The following is a 21,009-nucleotide window of genomic DNA, read 5'->3' on the forward strand; positions in this document are numbered from 1 at the left end:
ATGGCGGACCGCACGCTGGAGGCACTGGGTCTGGCGGAGGCCCCCCGTGACCATCCGCTGCTCTACCCGGGGGCGTGGCCGGCGGGGTCCGGGCTGCTCGACGGCGACCGGTACCTGCCGCTCGAAGACGATCGCTTCTTCCCGCTCGACCGCCTGGTGGACGAGAACCGCGCGCCCGTCCTCGCCGTCGGCTCCAACGCCTGCCCGGGTCAACTCCGCCACAAGATGGCCGAGTACGGGATCACCTCGCCCATCCCGATGGTGAAGACCCGGGTCACGGGCCTCGACGTGGGCGTCTCCGCGCACGTCAGCCGCATGGGGTACGTGTCGGCGTCACCGGTCGAAGCCCCGGGCGCGGTACGGGAGTTGTTCGTGATCTGGCTCGACGGCGAGCAACTCGCGGTCGTCGACGCCAGCGAGGGCGTGCCGCTGCCCTACGGCAACTACCGCCGGGCCTGGCTGAGTTCGCCGGCGGTACGGATCGAGACGGAGTACGGCACGGCACTGGCCGGCGTGTACGCCTACGTCAACCGCCGCGGGGTCCTGCACGACGGCACCGGCGCGCCACGCCCGCACCCGGGCCAGCGGGAGCTGCTCACCGAACTCCTCGTGGGGTCAGCACGGTTGAGGGAGCTGTTCGGTGTCACGCCCGAGGAGTTCTGCGCGCGGGCGCGTGCCGACCGCCGGCTGTGCGAGCGGGGCACGCGCCTGTTCGCGCGGGAGAAGCGGGTGACGGCGTCCGGCCTGGAGAGGTTCGTACGGGATCAGCAGACCGGGAGCCCGGGGACCGGAGCGTCGTTGTCCCCGCCCTTGATGTAGACGTCGCTCACGTACACGTTCGTGTTGCCACGGTCGTCGTCCGTCTTCGCCCACCAGACGTTGGTCCACTTGCCGGACGTCTCGCGGCGGCCCAGGTTCTCCTGGCAGAAGAAGTAGTTGGTGCCCGAGCCGAGGACACCGACCTCGGTGCCGGAGGCCGTGTAGGACTTGGCAGTCTGCCAGACCGTGCAGTTGTACTTGCCGCCGCCTATGGACGTGCAGGCCGGGTCCTCGGTGGGCTCGTCGCCACCGGTCGTACCGCCCGTGCCCGTCGTACCGCCGTCGCCGGAGCCGCCGCCCGTGGTCCCGCCACCACCGCTGGTGCCGCCGCCCGTGGTGCCGCCGCTCCCGGAGGTCTTGCCCGGGGCCGGGGTGTTGCCCGAGTCGGTGGGACCGTCCGTGTCCTTCCCACCGGCTCCCTTGCTCGCACTCGGCGACTCCTTGTCGCCCTGCTCGGTGGGCTTGTCGTCGGCCGAGCGGTCGGCGTCGGGGCTGCCGGTCACCGCCGACGCGGGGGTGCCGCCGGCGTCGACGGACGCGCCGGACTCCGTCTCCTTCTTGGCGTCGCCGTTGTTGTTCAACAGGGCGACGGAGGTGCCGGCCGCCGCGACGACGAGCGTGACGGCAACGGCCGCGAGCAGGACCTTGCCCTTGCGGCGCCGGGCGGAGGCGGGGGTCATGGTGCCGGTGTCGGACGGGTCCGGGGCTCCCGGCATCGCAGGCCCCAAGCCGTGCACGTCGGCTCCGCCGGTCGCTGGAGTCTGCGCCCCGGGCGCGGGCGTCGCCGACTCGGGCGGCCCGAAGCCCTGGGCGGCCGGGCCGGCCTGCTCCCCGCCACCGAATCCCGCGGCCGCCGGGCCGAACTGCCCAGCCACCGGGCCCACTTGCCCCTGCTCCCCGGACTCCGTCGCGGCGGCCGATCCGGCGTCCTGACCCGCCACCGGCTCCACCGGCCCGAATCCCGGGGGCACCGACGGGAGGCCGACCTCCGTCGCCTCGCGCGGCGGTGTCGCGGGCGTACCGCTCTCCCGCAGGGTCGTCGTCTGGACATCCGTGGGAACCGTGTCCGCCACCGCCTGGAGCAGGTCGCGGGCGTGCTCGGCGTCCGGGCGGGCCTCGGGGCGCTTGTCCATGAGCCGGCCCAGGACCGAAGCCAACGGGCCGGCGCGGCGGGGCTCGGGAAGGGGCTCGGAGACGATGGCGGTGAGGGTCGAGTACGTCGACGTACGGCGGAAGGGCGAGGCGCCCTCGACCGCGGCGTACAGCGTGGCACCCAGGGCCCATACGTCGGACGCCGGTCCGGGGTCGGCGCCCTGGGCGCGCTCGGGGGCCAAGTAGTCCAGGGAGCCCACGAGTTCGCCGCTGCGGGTGAGGTGGGTGGCCGAGCCGTCGCCCGGGTCGTCCATGGTCGCGATGCCGAAGTCGGTGAGCACGACGCGGCCCGAGCGCTCCAGCAGGATGTTGCCGGGCTTCACGTCACGGTGCAGGACGCCCGCGCGGTGGGCGGCGGCCAGCGCGTCCATCACCTTGGCGCCGATCCCGGCCACCTCGCGCGCGTCGAGGGTGCCGCGCTCGCGCAGCACGTCGTCCAGGGACGGGCCATCCACCAGCTCCATGACGATCAGCGGGCGGCCGTCGACCTCCGCCACGTCGTGTACCGCGATGACTCCGGCATGCCGCATCCGGGCCGCCGCACGGGCCTCACGCTGCATCCGCAGCCGCAGATCGGCGAGTTCGGGCCCGTCCGCGTCGTTGTACGTACGCAGTTCCTTGACCGCGACCTCGCGGCCCAGCACCTCGTCGATCGCACGCCAGACGACACCCATGCCGCCGCGCCCGAGCTGGGCGACGACGCGATAGCGCCCGGCGAGCAGTCGGCCCGTCCCGTCCGCCTGACTCTTTCCGTTGAAGGAATCCCCCGAAGACACCGCTGCCCCGTTCCTGTGACACGTCAATGCGTGCGACACAGACTACGGGGCGCGGGTGACAACGCCAGCCGCTGGTGACGGCTGTGACAGGGCCGCTACTTGGCCGAGACCGTCAGGTCGCCCCGGCGCGGCGCCGCGAAGCCCTCCAGGTCGGCCCGGGTCAGCCCGGTCGCGCGGGACACCTCGGCGATGTCGAGAGCGCCGCAGTCCAGACCGCGCAGCAGATAGCCGCCGAGGGCCTTGGCGGTCGCGGGCTCGTCCATGACGTCACCGCCGGCCCGGTTGACGTACCGGGTGAGGCGGAGGGCGGCCTGCTCGAAGCCCTCGCGGTAGAAGGCGAAGACGGCGGCGTAGCGGGTGGGGATGTGGCCGGGGTGCATGTCCCAGCCCTGGTAGTACGCGCGGGCCAGAGCCCGGCGGGTCAGTCCGTAGTGCAGTCGCCACGCGGCGTGGACCTTCTCGGTCGACCCCACGGGCAGCACGTTCGTCGAGCCGTCGGACACCCGCACGCCCGTGCCCGCCGCCGCGACCTGCATGATCGCCTTGGCGTGGTCGGCGGCCGGGTGGTCGCTGGCCTGGTAGGCGGCGGAGACACCGAGACAGGCGCTGTAGTCGAAGGTGCCGTAGTGCAGTCCGGTGGCGCGGCCCTCGGCGGCCTGGATCATGCGGGCGACGGTGGCGGTGCCGTCGGTGGCGAGGATGGACTGACTGGTCTCGATCTGGATCTCGAAGCCGATCCGCCCGGGCTCCAGACCGCGCGCCTTCTCGAAGGCCTCCAGGAGCCGCACCATGGCGGTGACCTGCTCCGGGTACGTCACCTTGGGCAGCGTCAGCACCAGCCCGTCGGGCAGCCCGCCGGCCTCGATCAGTCCGGTGAGGAAGATGTCCAGGGTGCGGATGCCCCGGTCCCGCACCGGCGCCTCCATGCACTTCATACGGATGCCCATGTACGGCGCCGCGGTCCCCTTCTCGTACGCCTCCGCGATCAGGCGAGCCGCGCGGGCCGCCGCCTCGTCCTCCTCGGCGTCGGGGCGGGGGCCGTAGCCGTCCTCGAAGTCGACGCGGAGGTCCTCGATGGGCTCGCGCTCCAACTTGGCACGCACGCGCGCGTAAACGGGCTCTGCGAGGTCGTCGCTCAGACCGAGCACCGCGGCGAAGGAGGCGGCGTCGGGGGCGTGTTCGTCGAGGGCGGCGAGCGCCCGGTCGCCCCAGGAACGGATGGTGTCGGCGGCGAAGACGTCACCGGGCACGTACACGGTGTGGACGGGCTGGCGGCTGCCGGGGTCTCCGGGGTAGCGGCGCTCCAGTTCGGCGTCGACCGGGGCGAGGGAGGCGCTGATCTCCTCACTGACGGCACCCGCGAGGCTCGTCGACACGTTCTCCTGCTGGCCCTGACCCATCCCGCACCCTCCTGTTTTCCACTGTACGGAATCAACAATCCGTTGAATGAAGTTATCTGGGCATCTTCGGGATGGTCAACACCGTGTCCACGGGAAGCCACACAGCCATCCCGACATGTTCACGCCCATCTCACCCGCGGGTATGACTCCCGGGTATCTCCCTTGTGCAACGCACGACACACCACACGCACGCCCCTTCACACGCACGACTCGCCATACTCACGACGCGTCCGGCTGTTGCCACCGAAGGAGCCTCCGTGCCGAGCTCTCGCCGAGTCACCCGCCGCCTGGGCCTCAAAGCCGTGTTGGCCGCGGCGGTCACCGTGCCCCTCTCCAGCGCCGCGATTCCCCCCTCGTCCGCGTCATCCACCTCCTCGGCCCCCTCCACCTCGGCACGAGCGGGTCGAGTGCGCCGCGCACCCCTCCTCGACGTCATGACCTTCAACCTGCGCTTCGCCGGCACCGCCGAACCCAACAGCTGGCACGACCGCCGACCGGTGATGCGCGAACTGCTGCGCAGCGCGCGCCCCCAGATCATCGGCACCCAGGAAGGCCTCTACCAGCAACTGCGCGACATCGACGCCGACCTCGGACCGGACTACGACTGGATCGGCACCGGCCGCGAGGGAGGCAGCCGCGACGAGTCCACGGCGATCTACTACGACCTGCGGCGCCTGGTCCCCGTCGAGCACTACACCTTCTGGCTCTCCGACACCCCGGAGGTCATCCGCTCGAAGACCTGGGGCGCCGCCTTCCCCCGCATCGTCACCTGGGTCCGATTCAGCGATCTCGCCGACGACGGGCGGGAGTTCTACGTCCTCAACACCCACTTCGACCACGTAAGCCAGTACGCGCGCGAGCGCAGCGCCACGCTGATGACCCAGCGGATCGCGGAGTTCGACCGCACCCTGCCCGTCGTGGTCACCGGCGACTTCAACGTCGCCGCGCACAAGAACCCGGCCTACGACACCCTGGTGGGCTCGGGACTCGTCGACACGTGGAACGCGGCGGAACAGCGCAGCGCCCTGTACGGGACCTTCCACAGCTACCGGGAACCCGCGCCGAACGGCGACCGCATCGACTGGATCCTGACCTCCCCGGGTGTCCGGACGAACCGGGCGACGATCAACACCTTCTCCCTGAACGGCCAGTTCCCCAGCGACCACCTGCCCGTACAGGCGTCACTGACCCTGGGATGAGCAGAGGCCCCCACGACCGTCGAAACGGTCGCGGGGGCCTCGTAAAGCCGTAGCACAAGTCAGGGGCAACCCCAACCGGATCAGCCCTTGCGGGTGTTGACCTCTTCGGTGAGCTGGGGGACGACGTCGAAGAGGTCGCCGACGACGCCGTAGTCGACGAGGTCGAAGATCGGGGCCTCGGCGTCCTTGTTGACCGCCACGATCGTCTTGGAGGTCTGCATGCCCGCGCGGTGCTGGATCGCGCCGGAGATGCCGTTGGCGATGTACAGCTGCGGCGACACGGACTTGCCGGTCTGGCCGACCTGGTTGGTGTGCGGGTACCAGCCCGCGTCCACGGCGGCGCGGGAGGCGCCGACGGCCGCACCGAGGGAGTCGGCGAGGGCCTCGATGATCGCGAAGTTGTCGGCGCCGTTGACGCCCCGGCCGCCGGAGACCACGATCGCGGCCTCGGTCAGCTCCGGGCGGCCGGTCGACTCGCGCGGGGTGCGCGCGGTGACCTTGGTGCCGGTGGCCTGGTCGGAGAACGTCACGTTCAGCGCCTCGACCGCACCGGCGGCCGGAGCGGCCTCCACGGCGGCGGAGTTGGGCTTGACCGTGATGACCGGGGTGCCCACGGAGACGCGGGTCTTGGTGGTGAAGGAGGCGGCGAACACCGACTGGGTGGCCACCGGACCCTCGTCGCCGGCTTCCAGGTCGACGGCGTCGGTGAGGACGCCGGACTTGATGCGCAGCGCGAGACGGGCGGCGATCTCCTTGCCCTCGGCGGAGGACGGCACCAGGACGGCGGCCGGGGAGACGGCCGCGACGGCGGCCTGGAGGGCGTCGACCTTGGGGACGACCAGGTAGTCGGCGTACTCGGACGCGTCGTGCGTGAGGACCTTCACCGCGCCGTGCTCGGCGAGCGTGGCGGCGGTGTCGGCGGCACCGTTGCCGAGAGCGACGGCGACGGGCTCGCCGATGCGGCGGGCCAGGGTCAGCAGTTCCAGGGTGGGCTTGCGGACGGCACCGTCCACGTGATCGACGTAGACGAGAACTTCAGCCATGGGAATGGTCTCCTGCGTGCTTGCGAAGTCTGAGGGGCGGTAAGCGAGTTGGGCCTTAGATGAACTTCTGGCCCGCGAGGAACTCGGCGAGCTGCTTGCCGCCCTCGCCCTCGTCCTTGACGATCGTGCCGGCGGTGCGCGCCGGGCGCTCGGCCGCGGAGTCGACGGCGGTCCAGGCGCCTTCCAGGCCGACCTCGTCCGTCTCGATCTCCAGGTCGGACAGGTCCCAGGCCTCGACCGGCTTCTTCTTCGCCGCCATGATGCCCTTGAAGGACGGGTAACGCGCCTCGCCCGACTGGTCGGTGACCGACACGACCGCGGGGAGGGAGGCTTCCAACTGCTCGGAGGCGGTGTCGCCGTCACGGCGGCCCTTGACGACCCCGTCCTCGACGGAGACCTCGGACAGCAGCGTGACCTGCGGGACGCCCAGGCGCTCCGCGAGCAGGGCCGGGACGATGCCCGCGGTGCCGTCGGTGGAGGCCATGCCGGAGACGACCAGGTCGAAGCCGGCCTTCTCGATCGCCTTCGCCAGCACCAGCGAGGTACCGATCGCGTCCGTGCCGTGCAGGTCGTCGTCCTCTACGTGGATCGCCTTGTCCGCACCCATGGAAAGCGCCTTGCGCAGCGCGTCCTTGGCGTCCTCGGGACCCACCGTCAGGACGGTGATCTCCACGTCGTCGTCGGAGTTCTCCGAGATCTGCAGCGCCTGCTCGACCGCGTACTCATCCAGTTCGGAGAGCAGACCGTCCACGTCGTCCCGGTCGACGGTCAGGTCATCGGCGAAGTGCCGGTCGCCAGTGGCGTCGGGCACGTACTTCACAGTGACAACGATCCTCAAGCTCACGCCGGCTCTCCTACTGCTTCGTCTTTTTTTCGGCTGCCTCTTGCAGGCAGCATAGGCGCCCCAAGCGGCCGATCCCGGTCGGGGCGGGCTGCGCTCCGAACGAAATATTACTCGCCAGTACACCCAGTTCCTGCCCGCTAAGCAAGCGCTTTGAACTGTGACCTGTGCAACGCAGCGTAATCGGAACCCGACGGCTCCGCAGAACGGCGGCCCAGCGACGCAGGGGACGTTCAGTCCCGCAGACCGCTGAAGTGCCCTTGGTGGTAGAGGAGCGGACGGCCGGGACCGGCGGGGTCGCCGAGCACGAACTCGGCGAGGACGACCCGGTGGTCCCCCGCGGGCACGCGCGCGTGGACCCGGCAGACGAGCCAGGCGAGGACGTCGTCGAGGACCGGAACTCCTTCGGGACCCTCGCGCCATGCCGTGGGTTCCCCGAAGCGGTCGGCGCCGCTCCTTGCAAAGGTGGCCGCCAACTCCTGTTGGTGCTCCCCGAGTATGTGAACGCCGATGTGCTCGGTGGCCGATATCGCCGGCCAGCTGGAGGCGCCGGTGCTGATGCCGAAGGAGAGGAGCGGGGGCTCGGCGGAGACGGAGGTGAGGGAGGTGGCGGTGAAGCCGACCGGGCCCGTCTCACCGAGTGCGGTGATCACCGCGACGCCCGCCGCATGCCGGCGGAAGACGGAGCGCAGCAGGTCGGGAGAGGCGAGTTGAGGGGTACGGGCGCCTATGTCGGGCGTGGCCGTCATGGAGTTGTTCCTTCTGGGAAGAGGGGCGAGCGGGTCCGTGGCTGCTCAGCAGCCCGGACAGCGCGCACTCGCGGTGCGGGCCAGATCCACGTGGACCCGCCCGAAGAGAAGGAGTTCCGAAGGCATACAGTCAGGTTGACGATAGGTGGTGCGCGCAGTCAAGTACGTTCCGGCATATGGGAGATGCCTCACCGTCCGCGACACAGTCGTCAAACCGCCTCCCCCAGTGCCGCGATCACGTCGGCCTTGCGCGGCTGGCCGGTGGCACGCCGAACGACCCGGCCGTCGGCGTCGAGGACCAGGACGGTCGGGGTCTTGAGGATGTCGAGTTCACGGACGAGGTCCAGGTGGTCCTCGGCGTCGATCTCGACGTGGGTCACGCCCGGGACCAGGTCCGCGACCTCGCCGAGGACCCGTCGAGTCGCCCGGCAGGGCGCGCAGAAGGCGCTGGAGAACTGGACGAGCGTGGCCCGCTCGCCGAGTTCGGCGCCCAACTCGCCCGCGCCGAGCCGCTTTCCGTCGTCGCGCCCGCGCACCCGTACCCTCCCGCTCCGCCGCCGCTGCAGCACTCCGTAGGCGCTCGCCACCGCGAGCACCGCCACGCACACCACGAGTCCGGTCATCTTGGGTCCAAGCATTCACGAGACTGCAAAGATTCCCGCTGACTGAAATCGTTCCCCGTACGGAATGCTTGATTCATGGACATCGATGTGCGGGGCCCCCGCTTCGGAGCGGCCCTGACGACCGTCGTGCTGGCGGTCGTGCTGATCACCGGGAACGTCTGGCTGCTCGCCTGGCAGACGCTCGCGTTCGCGCTCGGCGCGGCAGGCGGGGTGGGGCGGTCGCCGTACGGCTGGCTGTTCCGGAAGGTCGTACGTCCCCGGATCGGGCCGCCGACGGAGTTCGAGCCGCCGGAGCCGCCGCGGTTCGCGCAGGCGGTCGGACTGGCCTTCGCGGTCGTCGGGCTCCTCGGTTTCACGGTGGGTCCCGAGTGGCTCGGACTGGCGGCGACGGGTGCCGCGCTCGCGGCGGCTTTCCTCAATACCGCGTTCGGGTACTGCCTGGGGTGCGAGATGTACCTGGTTCTGCGCCGCGTCACGGCAAGCGCGGAGTGATCAGGAAGTAAAGGGCACTTAAAAGCCCGAGGTGGATCACTCGGGGCAGACGTGACGAGGATCTCGCCGTTCACAGGCACTTGGGGTGGCTCCCCGGCCGTTCTTGGGGCACGATCTGCGAGATGCCGTAAACCTACGGCTGCGTAGCTTTCCCGCCGGGAGCTCCCTTCCCTGGCCGAGAAGGAAGGGCCCATTCCGTCCATGGCCGAGCTTGTCTACCGTCCCGTCGTTGGTTTCGCCCAGGCATTGTTCAAGGCGTGGGACCTGAAGATCGACTGCCAGGGTTCGGAGAACATCCCGCGCTCGGGCGGTGCCGTGCTGGTGAGCAACCACATCAGCTACCTGGACTTCGTCTTCGACGGCATGGCGGCCCTCCCGCAGAAACGTCTCGTTCGCTTCATGGCGAAGGAGTCCGTCTTCCGGCACAAGATCTCCGGCCCGCTGATGCGCGGAATGAAGCACATCCCGGTGGACCGCAAGCAGGGTGAGACGGCCTACGCGCACGCACTGGAGTCGCTGAAGTCCGGCGAGATCATCGGGGTCTTCCCGGAGGCCACGATTTCGCCGTCGTTCACGCTCAAGAGTTTCAAGTCGGGCGCCGCGCGCATGGCGCAGGAGGCCGGGGTTCCGCTGATCCCGATGGCGGTGTGGGGCACACAGCGCCTGTGGACCAAGGGCCACCCGCGCAACTTCAAGCGCAGCCACATCCCGATCACGATCCGTGTGGGCGAGGCGATCGAGGCCTCCCGCGACAAGTACGCGGGCGCCATCACCCGCCAACTCCGCGAGCGCGTCCAGGAACTCCTGGAAGCCGCCCAGCGCGCCTACCCCGTCCGCCCCAAGGACGCCAACGACACCTGGTGGATGCCGGCCCACCTGGGCGGCACGGCTCCGACGCCGGAAGAGGTCAAGGCGGCGGAGGCCCGCTGACGTCGGACCGACGGCCTGACAGCCGTCGGCACGCCTCCGGCGAGCAGCCCGTGCTCAGACCCCGGACGCCGCGCGCACGTCGATCCGTGCCCCCGGGCTGAACTTCCCCAGCAACTCGGCGAGTTCAGCTCCCGCCGCCTCGACCTCCGCGACCGGCATCGGGGCGAGGCTCTCCAGCAGGAAGAGCGCCGAGACGGATTCCTCGGTGAGGCGGGTGCGGGGGCCCTGGCGCCAGTTCCAGCGGCGGCAGGTCACGCCCACCTCGTCGCGCCACACGACCTCGCCCGCGTCGGGGTGTTCGACGGTCTCCTCGCCGCCGGCCACGGTCACGAAGTCCTCCTGGCCGGTGGCCCGTACGAGGTGCATTCCGCTCTGGATCCGGTCGAGGTCCTCGCCGCCGACGGGGATCAGGTGGGCGACGCTGATGGCGTTGTAGAGGTCGACGAGCAGGTTGATCCGGGGCAGGCCGGCCTCCGAGAGGGCCCTCTTGGCCAGTGCCTCCGCCGAGTTGCGGGTGCGTGAGGGCTTCGAGCCGAACGCCGTGTAGACCTCGCGCCAGGCGACCATGTGCGGGTCCTCGTGCGGGGCGCGGCCGTCCAGGCGTGCGGTGAGGCGGCGGGCCGCGTCGTCGAGGAGGGCCGAACTCTCCTCCATGCTGGGGCCGTTGACGAGTCCGTGCGCCTCGATGGCGACGTGGGTGAAGCCGGGCGCGAGGGCCCGTACCTCGTCGGACACGGTCAGGGAGAGAGTCATCGTCTGCCTCAGAGTGCGGTGGGGAGGGTCTGCCAGAGCTGCGGCCGGTCCGGTGCCGCCTTGAGGGCGCCCAGTACGGCCGGGTGTGGTTCAGCGTACAGTACCGGGTAGTCCATCTCACTGGACTTCGGATCGGGTACCCAGGCCAGCCGTTCACCGTCGAGCGAGAACCGGGCGTCGACGCCCGGCTTGTTGCCGCGGGGGTCCTGCCGATGCCAGGCGCCGTTGAAGCGGACGGCGACCAGGCCGTGGACGACATGACCGTCGCCGTCGCCGCGCGCCAGCCGCTGATAGCAGAGCGCGGTGGGGATGTCCTCGGCCCGCAGCAGGGCGGCCAGGGCGTGGGCCTTGGCGTGGCAGATGCCGGTGCCCTGCTCCAGCACGCCGGAGGCGCGCCACGTGACCCTCATGTCGCCCGAGTCCTGCGAGTGCGGAATGGTGTCGCGCACGAACTCGAAGGCCAGTTGTGCATAGACATACGAGTCCGCCGCATTCCGGGCCAGTCGCGCGGCCGTCTCCCGTACGAGCGGATGATCGTGGTCGATGACCTCGTCGGCGGCCAAGTAAGAGGACAGGTCGGGCTTGTTCTGGATCAGCTCCATGCCTGCAGAGCATAGAAATGCGATCCCCCGAGAGTCAATGACTTTTCAGGCGACCGCATATCTATGCGTCGAGATCTTCGGCACGCCTACCGCGCCATCTCCTCCTTGAGCGCCGCCAAGAACGCGTCCACGTCGTCCTCGGTCGTGTCGAACGCGCACATCCAGCGCACGACACCCGCGGCCTCGTCCCAGAAGTAGAACCGGAACCGCTTCTGCAGCCGTTCGCTCACGTCGTGCGGGAGCCGGGCGAAGACGCCGTTGGCCTGCACCGGGTAGAGGATCTCCACGCCGTGCACCGCGCGGACGCCCTCGGCGAGGCGCTGGGCCATCTCGTTGGCGTGGCGGGCGTTGCGCAGCCAGAGGTCCTTGGCGAGCAGGGCCTCCAACTGCACCGACACGAAGCGCATCTTGGAGGCGAGCTGCATCGACAGCTTGCGCAGGTGCTTCATGTGGCTGACGGCGTCCTGGTCGATGACGACGACCGCCTCGCCGAACAGCGCGCCGTTCTTCGTCCCGCCCAGGGAGAGGATGTCGACGCCGACCGCGTTGGTGAATGTCCGCATCGGGACGTCCAGGGAGGCCGCCGCGTTGGCTATGCGGGAGCCGTCCAGGTGCACCTTCATGCCGTGCGCGTGGGCGTGGCCGCAGATCGCGCGGATCTCGTCCGGCGTGTAGAGCGTGCCGAGTTCGGTGCTCTGGGTGATCGAGACGACCTGCGGCATCGCACGGTGCTCGTCGTCCCAGCCGTACGCCTGCTTGTCGATGAGTTCGGGCGTGAGCTTGCCGTCGGGCGTGGGCACCGTGAGGAGCTTGAGGCCGCCCATGCGCTCGGGGGCGCCGCCCTCGTCGACGTTGATGTGCGCGCTCTCGGCGCAGATCACCGCGCCCCAGCGGTCGGTGACCGCCTGGAGCGCGACGACGTTGGCGCCGGTGCCGTTGAAGACCGGGAAGGTCTCCGCGGTGGCCCCGAAGTGGCTGCGGACGATCGCCTGGAGGTTGTCCGTGTAGTCGTCCTCGCCGTACGCGACCTGGTGGCCGCCGTTGGCCAGGGCCAGGGCGGCCAGCACCTCCGGGTGGGCGCCGGCGTAGTTGTCGCTGGCGAAGCCGCGGATCTCCGGGTCGTGATGGCGACGCGCGTCGGTCCGGGGAGGGTTCACGGCTGCTCGGTCAGCCACAGGCGCTTTCCGTTCACTTCGGCGGCGGGCTCGCTCCAGACGCCGACGATGGCGTCGGCCAGGTCCTTGACGTCCGTGAAGCCCGCGAACTTCGCGTTGGGCCGCTCGGCGCGCATCGCCTCGTGCACCAACGCCTTCACCACCAGGATCGCAGCCGCGGAGTTCAGCACGTCGGTGCCCCCCGCCTTGCGGAAGGCGTCGGCGAGCGCGAGCGTCCAGGCCTCGGCGGCGGCCTTGGCGGCGGCGTAGGGGGCGTTGCCCGCGGTCGGGTTCGTCGCGCCGGCGGCGCTGATCAGCACGTACCGGCCGCGGTCGCTGCGCTGCAGTCCGTCGTAGAAGGCCAGTGAGGTGTGCTGGACCGTGCGGATCAGCAGCAGTTCGAGGAAGTCCCAGTCGTCGAGGCTGGTCTTGGTGAAGGTCTCGCTGCCACGCCAGCCGCCGACGAGGTGGACCAGGCCGTCGACGCGGCCGAACTCCTTCTCGATGTGGGTGGCCCAGTCGCGGGTGGATTCCAGGTTCAGCAGGTCGACCGGCTCACCGGTGACCGTGGCGCCGCCGGAGGCGTAGCGGGCCGCGTCCACGGCCTCCGCGAGCCGCTCCGGGTCGTTGTCCGCGCCGACGACGGTCGCGCCGGCCTCGGCCAGGCGCAGCAGTGCCGCCCTGCCCGCGGGTCCGCCCGCGCCGGCCACCGCGATCACCGCACCGCTGAGAGCGCCGTTCCCCATGTTCTTCGCCTCCTGAGCAGTGGTACTGGTGGTGCGGTCGCTCACGCGGCGATCCGCTCGGCGCTCTCCGCCGTGATGCCCTTGGTCTCGGCGATCACGTTCTTCAGCTTCTTGGAGAGGGCCTCATAGAACATGCTCAGGGGAAACTCGTCCGGAAGCACGTCATCCACGAGTTTCCGCGGCGGCAGGCTGAGGTCCAGGGCGTCGGGGCCCTTGGCCCAGCGGGAGCCCGGGTGCGGGGCGAGATAGGTGGAGACCAGCTCGTAGGCCTTGAACCAGTGGACGAGCTTGGGGCGGTCGATGCCGGCGCGGTAGAGGTCCTCGATCTCGGCGCACAGCCGGTTGGTGACCTCGGGGGCGCGCTGCCAGTCGATGTGCAGCTTGTTGTCGGTCCAGCGGACGACGTCGTGCTTGTGCAGGTAGGCGAAGAGGAGCTGGCCGCCGAGACCGTCGTAGTTGCGCACGCGCTCGCCGGTGACGGGGAAGCGGAACATCCGGTCGAACAGGACCGCGTACTGCACGTCACGGGCCTGCGGGACGCCGTCGGCCGACAGCTTGACGGCCTCCTTGAAGGCGGTGAGGTCGCAGCGCAGCTCTTCGAGGCCGTACATCCAGAACGGCTGGCGCTGCTTGATCATGAACGGGTCGAAGGGCAGGTCGCCGTGGCTGTGGGTGCGGTCGTGGACCATGTCCCACAGGACGAAGGCCTCCTCGCAGCGCTTCTGGTCGTGGACCATCGCGGCGACGTCCGCGGGCAGCTCGACGCCGAGGATGTCGACGGCGGCCTCGGTGACCCGGCGGAAGCGGGCGGCCTCGCGGTCGCAGAAGATGCCGCCCCAGGAGAACCGTTCCGGCGCCTCGCGCACGGCGATCGTCTCCGGGAAGAGGACGGCGGAATTGGTGTCGTAGCCGGCCGTGAAGTCCTCGAAGGTGATGCCGCAGAACAGCGCGTTGTCGTAGCGCGTGCGCTCCAGCTCGGCCAGCCAGTCGGGCCAGACCATGCGCAGCACGACCGCTTCCAGGTTGCGGTCCGGGTTGCCGTTCTGCGTGTACATCGGGAAGACGACCAGGTGCTGGAGGCCGTCCGCGCGGCTCGCGGCGGGCTGGAAGGCCAGCAGCGAGTCGAGGAAGTCGGGCACCTGGAAGCCGCCCTCGGCCCAGCGGCGCAGATCGGCGGCCAGGGCCTCGTGGTAGGCGCGGTCGTGCGGAAGCAGTGGGGTCAGCTCCGCCACGGCGGACACGACCCGTCGTACGGCGTCCTCCGCGTCCGCGCGGAAAGGTGCGCCCTCGGCCTCGAAGTCGATCGATCCGTCCTTGGACTGCCATGGCCGGATCCGTTCCACGGCGTCCTTGAGCACCGGCCACGCCGGGTGCTCGACCACCCTGGTCGCGGGAGTGATCCGCTCTCCCTCAGCCGCCTGCACAAGAATTTCCGTCATGCCCCACCTTCCACGGGAGAACCTCGCGTATGGAAACCGTATACACACAACCTTCCTCCCAGCAAGGGGGGTCTCGGGAAGTTATCCTGCCGTCTCTATTCGTAACGGAACTTTTTCCCGTACGAAGCCTCGCAGGCCACCAAAGGGCCATCGCGCCGCTACCCGGGAAGGCGGGTGGCGAAACCGGCCATCGGTCGATCCGCGCCACTTCCTGTCACTCCGATCCCCGGTGTACGCACGGGTACATCGCGGGGCGTGGCCATTAGGCTGCGGATCTGCCCGCGCGGCCGTCCGCTCCGGTCCGCGCGGGCTTCGAGCCGCCGTCGACGGAAGCGAGTTGAACCTTGAACTTCCTTACCATCGGTCACCGCGGGATCATGGGTGTCGAACCCGAGAACACCCTTCGTTCCTTCGTCGCCGCCCAACAGGGCGGTCTCGACGTCATCGAACTCGACCTGCACCTGAGCAAGGACGGCGCCCTCGTCGTCATGCACGACACCGATGTCGACCGCACGACCGACGGCACGGGTCCGATCGCCGAGAAGACCCTCGCCGAGCTGCGCACCCTGGACGCGGGGCGCGGGGAGCGCGTACCGGTCTTCGAGGAGGTCCTGGACGCCGTGAAGGCGCCGCTACAGGCCGAGATCAAGGACGTGGCGGCGGCGCGCGCGCTGGCCGAGGTGCTGCTGCGGCGGGATCTCGTCGGCCGCGTCGAGGTGTCCTCGTTCCACGACGAGGCCGTCGCCGAGATCGGCCGGCTGGTGCCCGGTGTCCGCACGGCGCTGATCGGCAGCCACTTCGGCCCCGACATCGTCACCCGGGCCGTCGACGCCGGAGCCACGACCCTCTGTCTCAACATCCGCCGGGTCACCCTGGAGGTCGTCGAGGAGGCCCGCAAGGCGGACCTGAGGATCATCGGGTGGGTGGTGAACACGCAGGATCATCTGCGGCTGGTGCGCGCTCTGGAACTGGACGGCGCGACCACCGACTATCCGGAGATCAAGCGCACCGGCCGCTTCACCGCGTGAACGTCACGCCAACTCCTTGACCAGCAGCTCGAACTGCAGGTCGGCACGTTGCGGAACACCGAAGCGCTCGTCGCCGTACGGGAACGGCGTCATCCGTCCCGTACGGCGGTAGCCGCGGCGCTCGTACCAGGCGATCAGGTCGTCGCGTACGGAGATCACCGTCATATGCATCTCCGTGACGCCCCACATCTCGCGCGCCGCGCGCTCCGCCTCGGCGATGATCACCTTGCCCAGACCGCCGCCCTGCTGCTGCGGGCTGACCGCGAACATCCCGAAGTAGGCGTGGTCACCGCGGTGTTCGAGCTGGCAGCACGCGACGAGCACGCCCTCCCGCTCGACCGTGAGCAGCCGGCCGTCGGGCGACTTGATGACGGCGAGGACGCCCTCCGGGTCGGTGCGCTGACCCTCCAGGATGTCCGCCTCGGTGGTCCATCCGACCCGGCTGTCGTCGCCACGGTACGCCGACTCGATCAGCGCGACCAGGGCGTCGATGTCGGCGTCCGTGGCATCACGGAAGGTCAGTCCGGTGGCGGCGGTCTCCATTGGGCGGCTCCGATCGGTGGCGCGGTGCGGGCAGGGACGAGCGTAACGCCGCCACTAGGGTCAGGGTGCATGGTGCATGTACTGAGCAGCAGAATCCTCCTCCGCCCCACCGACCCCGAGCGCTCCCGGACCTTCTACGGCGATCAACTGGGCCTCGCCGTCCACCGCGAGTTCGGCACGGGCCCCGAGCGCGGCACCGTGTACTTCCTCGGCGGCGGCTTCCTGGAGCTCTCGGGCCGCGCCGAGAACCCGCCCTCCCCCGCCGTACAGCTGTGGCTCCAGGTCGTGGACGCGGCGGCGGCGCACGAGGAGTTGCGGGCCAAGGGGGTCACCGTCGTGCGGCCGCCGGTGAAGGAGCCCTGGGGGCTGGTCGAGATGTGGATCGAGGATCCGGACGGCACGCGGATCGTGCTGGTGGAGGTACCGGCCGCCCATCCGATCCGGTACCGGCCCGGCATCTGAGGTCAGCCGGGTCGGTGCTCCCAGCGGCGGTCGGTGCGGGTGAGTTCCCGGAATCCGACGTTGCACAGCCGGTCGACCGCCGCTTGGTCGGCGGCCGCCTCGTAGGTGAGAAGGCGGTCCACTCCGCTCAGCCGCAGCCAGTCGGCGGCCTCGGCGAGCAGCCGACGCGCCAGACCGGCGCCGTGTGCCGCCGGTTCGATGTGCAGATTGCCGATGTCGGCGAGGCCTGTCACACGCGCGTGGCGCTCGGGCCGGGACAGGCTCGTGTCGACCTCGACGAATCCGAGAGCAAGGCCGTCGGCGTATGCCGTGAAGCGGGTCCCGCACACGCCCAGAGTGCGCTCGAATGTCGTGCCGGGCCCAGGTGCGGGCGTCGGCAGATCGGCCACGCGCGCGATCAGGATGACCTCGGTGTCCCCGACGTGCCGGAAGCCCGCCCGCTCGTAGACGGCACGGACGTGCGGCCAGTTGCGCGGCAGTCCGTAGACCGCGGGGGCGGGCACGGAACCGTCGGCGTACCGAACCCGGACGTCCCACCTGGCCAGTTGGGCCAGGCACGCCGCCATGAGCTGGTCGGCGGCCTGTTCGGCGTCCGGCCGGAAGGAGGCCGGCGGATGGCAGACGAACCAGTCGATCTCGCCGGCGTCCCGATAGGTCTCACCGACCTGGTCGTCGGCTCGGTAGCGCAACAGGTGCGCGGCGCCCACGACATGGCGCCGCGACTCGGCGACGAGCGTCACGCGCTCGCTCACCCACGGATCGGTGATGAACTCGCCGGGCTGCCGCTCCAGTTGGCTGAGCACGGTGTTCACCGAGACGGACACTCCGGGCAGGACGGCGGCGACATGGGCGTTGACCAGGTCGGTGAGCTGGTCACGGTCGGCGCGGTGGAAGGGGCGCACGGTGGACGCGGGCATGCGGGGGCTCCGGGGTGGTGAGGTCGGTCGGAGGCCGCCATGCGATGCGGTACAGGGCCGAGCGTACGTCGGTGGCGGTGCCGGGGCGAAGGGGTTTCGCCGGATGACCGGGCCTGGGGACGGGGCTTGCGGCTTCGGGAGCGATCGAGGCCGGGACGCCTGCCATGATCGTCGTCATGGGGATACACATCGCGTCGGCCGGTGTCGCCGACTTCCACCAGGTGCTGGCTGATCACCCCCGTTACTGGGGCGAACGCGATCTTCGGTCGCTGCATCTCCTGGCCCTGGTGCAGGAGTTCGGTTCCACCTGTCTGGTCGCCCGGGCCGAGGACGGAATCCGTGGGTACGTCTTCGGGTTCGTCACCCCGGACGGCACCGGGTACGTGCATCTGATCGCCACGCGGGACGACGCCCGTGGCACCGGGCTCGGCCGTCGGCTGTACGCGGCGTTCGCCGAAGCGGCGGAACGTCACGGCGCACGGAGGTTGAAGGCGATCACGTCGATCGAGAACGCCGGCTCGATCGCCTTCCACCGCGGCCTCGGCTTCGACGCGGAGATCATCGACGACTACAACGGCCCCGGTCGGACCATGGCCGTCTTCCACCGAGATCTGCCGCTCGACGTCTCGCGGCCCTGACCGACCAGCCGTCACGGAGCGAGTCGGGTCACCGTGACCTGGTCGATGACCGGGGCGTAGGCCGAGCGTTGGCCGTACGGATTTCTCGACTGGCCGTCGAAGTCCGGGAGTTCGTCGGCGGTGAAGGCGAGGGTGTTGGTGCCTTCGTCGAGGGTGACGGGGACGGAGAGGCGGCGGAAGTCGTTGAAGTGGAAGGTGGTGGGGAACAAGGCGCGGTGCGGGGCGGCCCCGTTGACGGAGATGTCGGCGTGGCGACAGATCGGGTCCGGGTTGTAGTGGGTCGCGGGGGCCTGTTCGCCGTTCGAGTAGCGGATCGTGAGGGCGTGGCGGCCCGCGTGCGCGGCTGTCACGGTCAGGGTGAGCGCGTTGCCCGGGCCGGCGCCGACGCCTTCGACCGCCTTGCCGCCGGTCGCGCGGGAGTGCGCGGTCACCTTCGCCGTGCCGGTGAGGGTGCCCTCTTCGGCCGCGTGGACCGTGGTGGACAGCAGTCCGCGCGAGGGACCGACCCGGAGCCGGTCGACGACCAGACGCTCCGAAGTCCCGGTCACTGTCACCTTGTTGATCCCTCCGGCCAGGAAGAGCGGGACGGGGCCACGCCGGACCGGGCCCAGTTCCTCGCCGTTGACCGTGAGCAGGCCCTCGCCGGGGCCGAGTTGGTCGACGGTCACGGTCGCCTCGCCGTCGTCGCCCGCGTGCACCCAGAAGGTGACGGTGCCGCCGCGCGGGAGTACGGCGGTGCCGGCGCCCGACGCACCGAGGTGGTCGTAGCCGACTTCGGCACCCGCGCCCAGCGCCGCGTACTCGGCGTCGTACGTGTCCGTGTCCCGGTCGTCGCGCAGGACGAGGTCGAGCTTGTCGATGACCGCATCGCCCTCGGTCGCGCCGAGTTCGGGGTCCCGGGCCGCGAGCGTGATGCGGTGCGGGCCTGCCGTGAGGTCGACCTGGGTGTCGGTGTGACCCCACACCGCCCACTTGTAGCCGAGCGGCAGCAGCAGTTCGCGCGGTCGCGCGCCGTCCACGCGCAGGAAGACGTTGGTGGGCCCGTGCTCGCGCACCAGGTCCGCGAGGTTGTGGGAGTTGGCGAAGACTCGGACCTCGTACGTGCCGTCGTGCGGGACCTCGACGTCGAAGCTCAGCACGCCGTCGGAGCCGGTGCGCAGGCCGCCCACGTGGTACCCCCCGGATGTGGCGAACTTGTCGACGTCGGAAGGCGAACCCTCGGGACCGTTCCGGGAGTAGCCGGAGCCCGTGTACGTCGCGTCCTCGCCCTCGTACGTCCGTCGCCAGACGAGTGAGGGCGGCAGGGGTGAGGCACCATTGCCACCGGGCGCCAGGATCAGTTGGTAGGCGGACATCGCGTCGAGGTCGGTCAGGGGCAGCGTCACCGTGCCGTCCACGACGGGCAGTTCACCGTCCAGCAGGCGCAACGGCCCTTCGGAGTCGCCAACTTGGCCACTCCAGGGAATCTCCGACAACCGAACATGGACCGCCGCCCCGAAGACCTCCGCGTCGATCCCCTCGACGACCAGCTCCCCCGCACCCGCCGCCCCGCCGAAGAGCACCCTGGCCTGCCGCTTGTCCCGGTCGAGCGCGGCGACTCCCTGGAGCGTGTACTGCACGTTGGGATGCGGCGCGGTCACGCGGACGGTGTTCCCGGTCAACTGCCCGTACGCGTTGAACAACCACCACTGCCCGTTGCCCCTGTTGGCCTCGACGGCCGAGTCGTTGAGGTTGCCGGCGATGTTCCAGTAGGCCATGTCGGCGTCGACCTTCGACTCCTCGACGGCGGCGATCCACTGGATCATCTGCCCGGGGACGGACAAGTGGTAGTTGTGCGCGTACTCGTTGAGGTTGACCGGCAGTGGGCCGATGCCCAACTCCCGTTCCATTTCCCGGTACTTGGCGACGTTCGTACGGACCTCGTCCGGCGAGGACAGCTCGTGCCAGGTCATCACGTCGGGGAGTACACCCTGTTCCTTGGCGAACTCCAGGAAGCCGCGCACCTCGGGATACAGGACACAGGTGTTGGGCCCGGCGATACGCGCCTGAGGGTCCAGGCCCTTGATGAGGTGGTATGCCTGCCGCCAGGCCGCGAAGTGGGGGCGCGGCTCGGTGTGCCAGGAGACCTGGTCGTAGCCCCACTCCCCCGTGCCGAACATGTTGCCCTCGGGCTCGTTGAACGGGACGTACACGACATGGGATTTGAGCGCGCCCAGCGTCAGCACCTGGACGACCTGGCGGCGGACGCTCTCCAGGTAGGTGGCGAGCCGTTCCGCGCCGGTGGCGCCCGGCCATTCGTAGGGGAAGCCGCGGTGGATGTCGGGCAGGTAGACGTAGACGTCCCGGCCCCCCGCCGCGACGAAGGACGGAAGGATCTCCAGGGCGTCGGCGCCGGGGTGCTGGACGCCGTCCTGGGCCTTGGTGGTGACCGTGCGGACGTACATACCCTCGACGACGGCGCGGCTGGGCACTCCGTCGCCGTAGAGCCCGTAGAGCGTGCCGCTGGCGCCGCCGTGGAAGGGGCCCGTCTCCGCACCCAGGTCGACGGTGAGCCGGTCCACAGTCACGGCACCCCTCCTTCGTTCGATATTCCGCACACCAGTCGACAGTCCGAACCGGCCTGGTCGAAGGTAGGGACAGCATGCCGATCACGTCAACGGTGGGGCGGATTCCGGAAGTTTCGGAAGCCCGGTCGGCCGGGGA

General features: G+C 70.2%; 21 protein-coding genes. 7 read left to right on the top strand and 14 right to left on the bottom strand.

All coding sequences use genetic code 11. The features are described from left to right. Window positions 1–819: a hypothetical protein gene (locus tag M2283_RS32310; protein WP_280879993.1), complete on the top strand. Its 819-nt coding sequence runs from the start codon at window positions 1–3 to the stop codon at window positions 817–819. Here the strand turns inward: M2283_RS32310 and M2283_RS32315 are convergent. Together M2283_RS32315 and M2283_RS32320 are read right to left on the bottom strand one after the other, a co-directional pair. After that, window positions 765–2,747, bottom strand: a complete 1,983-nt coding sequence (locus M2283_RS32315; RefSeq protein ID WP_280879994.1) for a serine/threonine-protein kinase — start codon at window positions 2,745–2,747, stop codon at window positions 765–767. The two genes, M2283_RS32310 and M2283_RS32315, sit on opposite strands and share 55 nt — an antisense overlap. Window positions 2,748–2,842: 95 nt before the next feature. Further along, window positions 2,843–4,147, bottom strand: a complete 1,305-nt coding sequence (locus M2283_RS32320) for a DUF6986 family protein (RefSeq protein WP_280879995.1) — start codon at window positions 4,145–4,147, stop codon at window positions 2,843–2,845. Between the two features lie 257 nt (window positions 4,148–4,404). On the opposite strand from M2283_RS32320, the gene M2283_RS32325 reads away from it, so the two are divergent. Beyond that, complete coding sequence (locus tag M2283_RS32325; RefSeq protein WP_280879996.1) at window positions 4,405–5,346, top strand: endonuclease/exonuclease/phosphatase family protein; 942 nt, start codon at window positions 4,405–4,407, stop codon at window positions 5,344–5,346. A gap of 80 nt (window positions 5,347–5,426) precedes the next feature. On the opposite strand, the gene M2283_RS32330 is transcribed toward M2283_RS32325, so the two are convergent. The 4 genes from M2283_RS32330 to M2283_RS32345 all read right to left on the bottom strand — a co-directional run bounded on the left by M2283_RS32330 (window position 5,427) and on the right by M2283_RS32345 (window position 8,602). After that, complete coding sequence (locus M2283_RS32330; RefSeq protein ID WP_280879997.1) at window positions 5,427–6,389, bottom strand: electron transfer flavoprotein subunit alpha/FixB family protein; 963 nt, start codon at window positions 6,387–6,389, stop codon at window positions 5,427–5,429. Between the two features lie 55 nt (window positions 6,390–6,444). Beyond that, complete coding sequence (locus tag M2283_RS32335; protein WP_280879998.1) at window positions 6,445–7,233, bottom strand: electron transfer flavoprotein subunit beta/FixA family protein; 789 nt, start codon at window positions 7,231–7,233, stop codon at window positions 6,445–6,447. A 230-nt stretch (window positions 7,234–7,463) separates the two neighbouring features. Beyond that, window positions 7,464–7,979: a flavin reductase family protein gene (locus tag M2283_RS32340; protein ID WP_280879999.1), complete on the bottom strand. Its 516-nt coding sequence runs from the start codon at window positions 7,977–7,979 to the stop codon at window positions 7,464–7,466. Window positions 7,980–8,188: 209 nt separating this feature from the next. Beyond that, window positions 8,189–8,602, bottom strand: coding sequence for a TlpA family protein disulfide reductase (locus M2283_RS32345; RefSeq protein WP_280880064.1), 414 nt, complete (start codon window positions 8,600–8,602; stop codon window positions 8,189–8,191). A 75-nt stretch (window positions 8,603–8,677) separates the two neighbouring features. Between M2283_RS32345 and M2283_RS32350 the strand changes: the two genes are divergently transcribed. Both M2283_RS32350 and M2283_RS32355 read left to right on the top strand, forming a co-directional pair. Next, complete coding sequence (locus M2283_RS32350) at window positions 8,678–9,094, top strand: DUF4395 domain-containing protein (RefSeq protein ID WP_280880000.1); 417 nt, start codon at window positions 8,678–8,680, stop codon at window positions 9,092–9,094. A 201-nt stretch (window positions 9,095–9,295) separates the two neighbouring features. Beyond that, window positions 9,296–10,024, top strand: a complete 729-nt coding sequence (locus tag M2283_RS32355) for a lysophospholipid acyltransferase family protein (protein WP_280880001.1) — start codon at window positions 9,296–9,298, stop codon at window positions 10,022–10,024. A 54-nt stretch (window positions 10,025–10,078) separates the two neighbouring features. Here the strand turns inward: M2283_RS32355 and M2283_RS32360 are convergent, their stop codons facing one another. The 5 genes from M2283_RS32360 to M2283_RS32380 form a co-directional block, all read right to left on the bottom strand. After that, window positions 10,079–10,777, bottom strand: a complete 699-nt coding sequence (locus M2283_RS32360) for a B3/B4 domain-containing protein (protein WP_280880002.1) — start codon at window positions 10,775–10,777, stop codon at window positions 10,079–10,081. Between the two features lie 8 nt (window positions 10,778–10,785). Continuing rightward, on the bottom strand, window positions 10,786–11,379 hold the full coding sequence (locus M2283_RS32365; protein ID WP_280880003.1) for a transglutaminase family protein: 594 nt from the start codon (window positions 11,377–11,379) through the stop codon (window positions 10,786–10,788). A gap of 86 nt (window positions 11,380–11,465) precedes the next feature. Continuing rightward, entirely contained in the window at window positions 11,466–12,536 is a 1,071-nt protein-coding gene (locus M2283_RS32370; RefSeq protein WP_280880004.1) for a threonine aldolase family protein, read from the bottom strand. Next, entirely contained in the window at window positions 12,533–13,279 is a 747-nt protein-coding gene (locus M2283_RS32375; RefSeq protein ID WP_280880065.1) for an SDR family oxidoreductase, read from the bottom strand. The genes M2283_RS32370 and M2283_RS32375 overlap by 4 nt, the downstream gene beginning before the upstream one ends. A 41-nt stretch (window positions 13,280–13,320) precedes the next feature. Beyond that, complete coding sequence (locus tag M2283_RS32380) at window positions 13,321–14,718, bottom strand: DUF6421 family protein (RefSeq protein WP_280880005.1); 1,398 nt, start codon at window positions 14,716–14,718, stop codon at window positions 13,321–13,323. 344 nt (window positions 14,719–15,062) lie between these two features. Here M2283_RS32380 and M2283_RS32385 point away from each other — a divergent pair, with 344 nt between their 5' ends. Next, a complete protein-coding gene (locus M2283_RS32385) occupies window positions 15,063–15,746 on the top strand; it encodes a glycerophosphodiester phosphodiesterase (protein WP_280880006.1) in 684 nt (227 codons plus the stop codon). A 3-nt stretch (window positions 15,747–15,749) separates the two neighbouring features. Here the strand turns inward: M2283_RS32385 and M2283_RS32390 are convergent, their stop codons facing one another. Continuing rightward, window positions 15,750–16,289: a GNAT family N-acetyltransferase gene (locus M2283_RS32390; RefSeq protein WP_280880007.1), complete on the bottom strand. Its 540-nt coding sequence runs from the start codon at window positions 16,287–16,289 to the stop codon at window positions 15,750–15,752. A gap of 69 nt (window positions 16,290–16,358) precedes the next feature. Here M2283_RS32390 and M2283_RS32395 point away from each other — a divergent pair, with 69 nt between their 5' ends. Beyond that, window positions 16,359–16,751 (top strand): VOC family protein, encoded by a 393-nt coding sequence (locus tag M2283_RS32395; RefSeq protein WP_280880008.1) that lies wholly within the window; start codon window positions 16,359–16,361, stop codon window positions 16,749–16,751. Between the two features lie 2 nt (window positions 16,752–16,753). On the opposite strand, the gene M2283_RS32400 is transcribed toward M2283_RS32395, so the two are convergent. Then, entirely contained in the window at window positions 16,754–17,668 is a 915-nt protein-coding gene (locus M2283_RS32400; protein ID WP_280880009.1) for a GNAT family N-acetyltransferase, read from the bottom strand. 164 nt (window positions 17,669–17,832) lie between these two features. Here M2283_RS32400 and M2283_RS32405 point away from each other — a divergent pair, with 164 nt between their 5' ends. Beyond that, the gene (locus M2283_RS32405) at window positions 17,833–18,306 is read left to right on the top strand and encodes a GNAT family N-acetyltransferase (protein WP_280880010.1); all 474 of its coding nucleotides are present in this window, start codon (window positions 17,833–17,835) and stop codon (window positions 18,304–18,306) included. A gap of 11 nt (window positions 18,307–18,317) precedes the next feature. Here the strand turns inward: M2283_RS32405 and M2283_RS32410 are convergent, their stop codons facing one another. Beyond that, on the bottom strand, window positions 18,318–20,894 hold the full coding sequence (locus M2283_RS32410; RefSeq protein ID WP_432423161.1) for a cellulosome protein: 2,577 nt from the start codon (window positions 20,892–20,894) through the stop codon (window positions 18,318–18,320). Between the last annotated feature and the right edge of the window lie 115 nt (window positions 20,895–21,009).

It is taken from the genome of Streptomyces pseudovenezuelae, assembly GCF_029892565.1.
Classification (GTDB): domain Bacteria; phylum Actinomycetota; class Actinomycetes; order Streptomycetales; family Streptomycetaceae; genus Streptomyces; species Streptomyces pseudovenezuelae_A.

Excerpts from the sequence above, each read along its gene's own strand:
- M2283_RS32360 (WP_280880002.1), bottom strand. The coding sequence starts at position 10,777 with ATGACTCTCTCCCTGACCGTGTCCGACGAGGTACGGGCCCTCGCGCCC.
- M2283_RS32345 (WP_280880064.1), bottom strand. The coding sequence starts at position 8,602 with ATGACCGGACTCGTGGTGTGCGTGGCGGTGCTCGCGGTGGCGAGCGCC.
- M2283_RS32310 (WP_280879993.1), top strand. The coding sequence starts at position 1 with ATGGCGGACCGCACGCTGGAGGCACTGGGTCTGGCGGAGGCCCCCCGT.
- M2283_RS32365 (WP_280880003.1), bottom strand. The coding sequence starts at position 11,379 with ATGGAGCTGATCCAGAACAAGCCCGACCTGTCCTCTTACTTGGCCGCC.
- M2283_RS32380 (WP_280880005.1), bottom strand. The coding sequence starts at position 14,718 with ATGACGGAAATTCTTGTGCAGGCGGCTGAGGGAGAGCGGATCACTCCC.
- M2283_RS32405 (WP_280880010.1), top strand. The coding sequence starts at position 17,833 with ATGATCGTCGTCATGGGGATACACATCGCGTCGGCCGGTGTCGCCGAC.
- M2283_RS32340 (WP_280879999.1), bottom strand. The coding sequence starts at position 7,979 with ATGACGGCCACGCCCGACATAGGCGCCCGTACCCCTCAACTCGCCTCT.
- M2283_RS32375 (WP_280880065.1), bottom strand. The coding sequence starts at position 13,279 with ATGGGGAACGGCGCTCTCAGCGGTGCGGTGATCGCGGTGGCCGGCGCG.
- M2283_RS32395 (WP_280880008.1), top strand. The coding sequence starts at position 16,359 with ATGGTGCATGTACTGAGCAGCAGAATCCTCCTCCGCCCCACCGACCCC.
- M2283_RS32350 (WP_280880000.1), top strand. The coding sequence starts at position 8,678 with ATGGACATCGATGTGCGGGGCCCCCGCTTCGGAGCGGCCCTGACGACC.
- M2283_RS32390 (WP_280880007.1), bottom strand. The coding sequence starts at position 16,289 with ATGGAGACCGCCGCCACCGGACTGACCTTCCGTGATGCCACGGACGCC.
- M2283_RS32330 (WP_280879997.1), bottom strand. The coding sequence starts at position 6,389 with ATGGCTGAAGTTCTCGTCTACGTCGATCACGTGGACGGTGCCGTCCGC.
- M2283_RS32400 (WP_280880009.1), bottom strand. The coding sequence starts at position 17,668 with ATGCCCGCGTCCACCGTGCGCCCCTTCCACCGCGCCGACCGTGACCAG.
- M2283_RS32355 (WP_280880001.1), top strand. The coding sequence starts at position 9,296 with ATGGCCGAGCTTGTCTACCGTCCCGTCGTTGGTTTCGCCCAGGCATTG.
- M2283_RS32320 (WP_280879995.1), bottom strand. The coding sequence starts at position 4,147 with ATGGGTCAGGGCCAGCAGGAGAACGTGTCGACGAGCCTCGCGGGTGCC.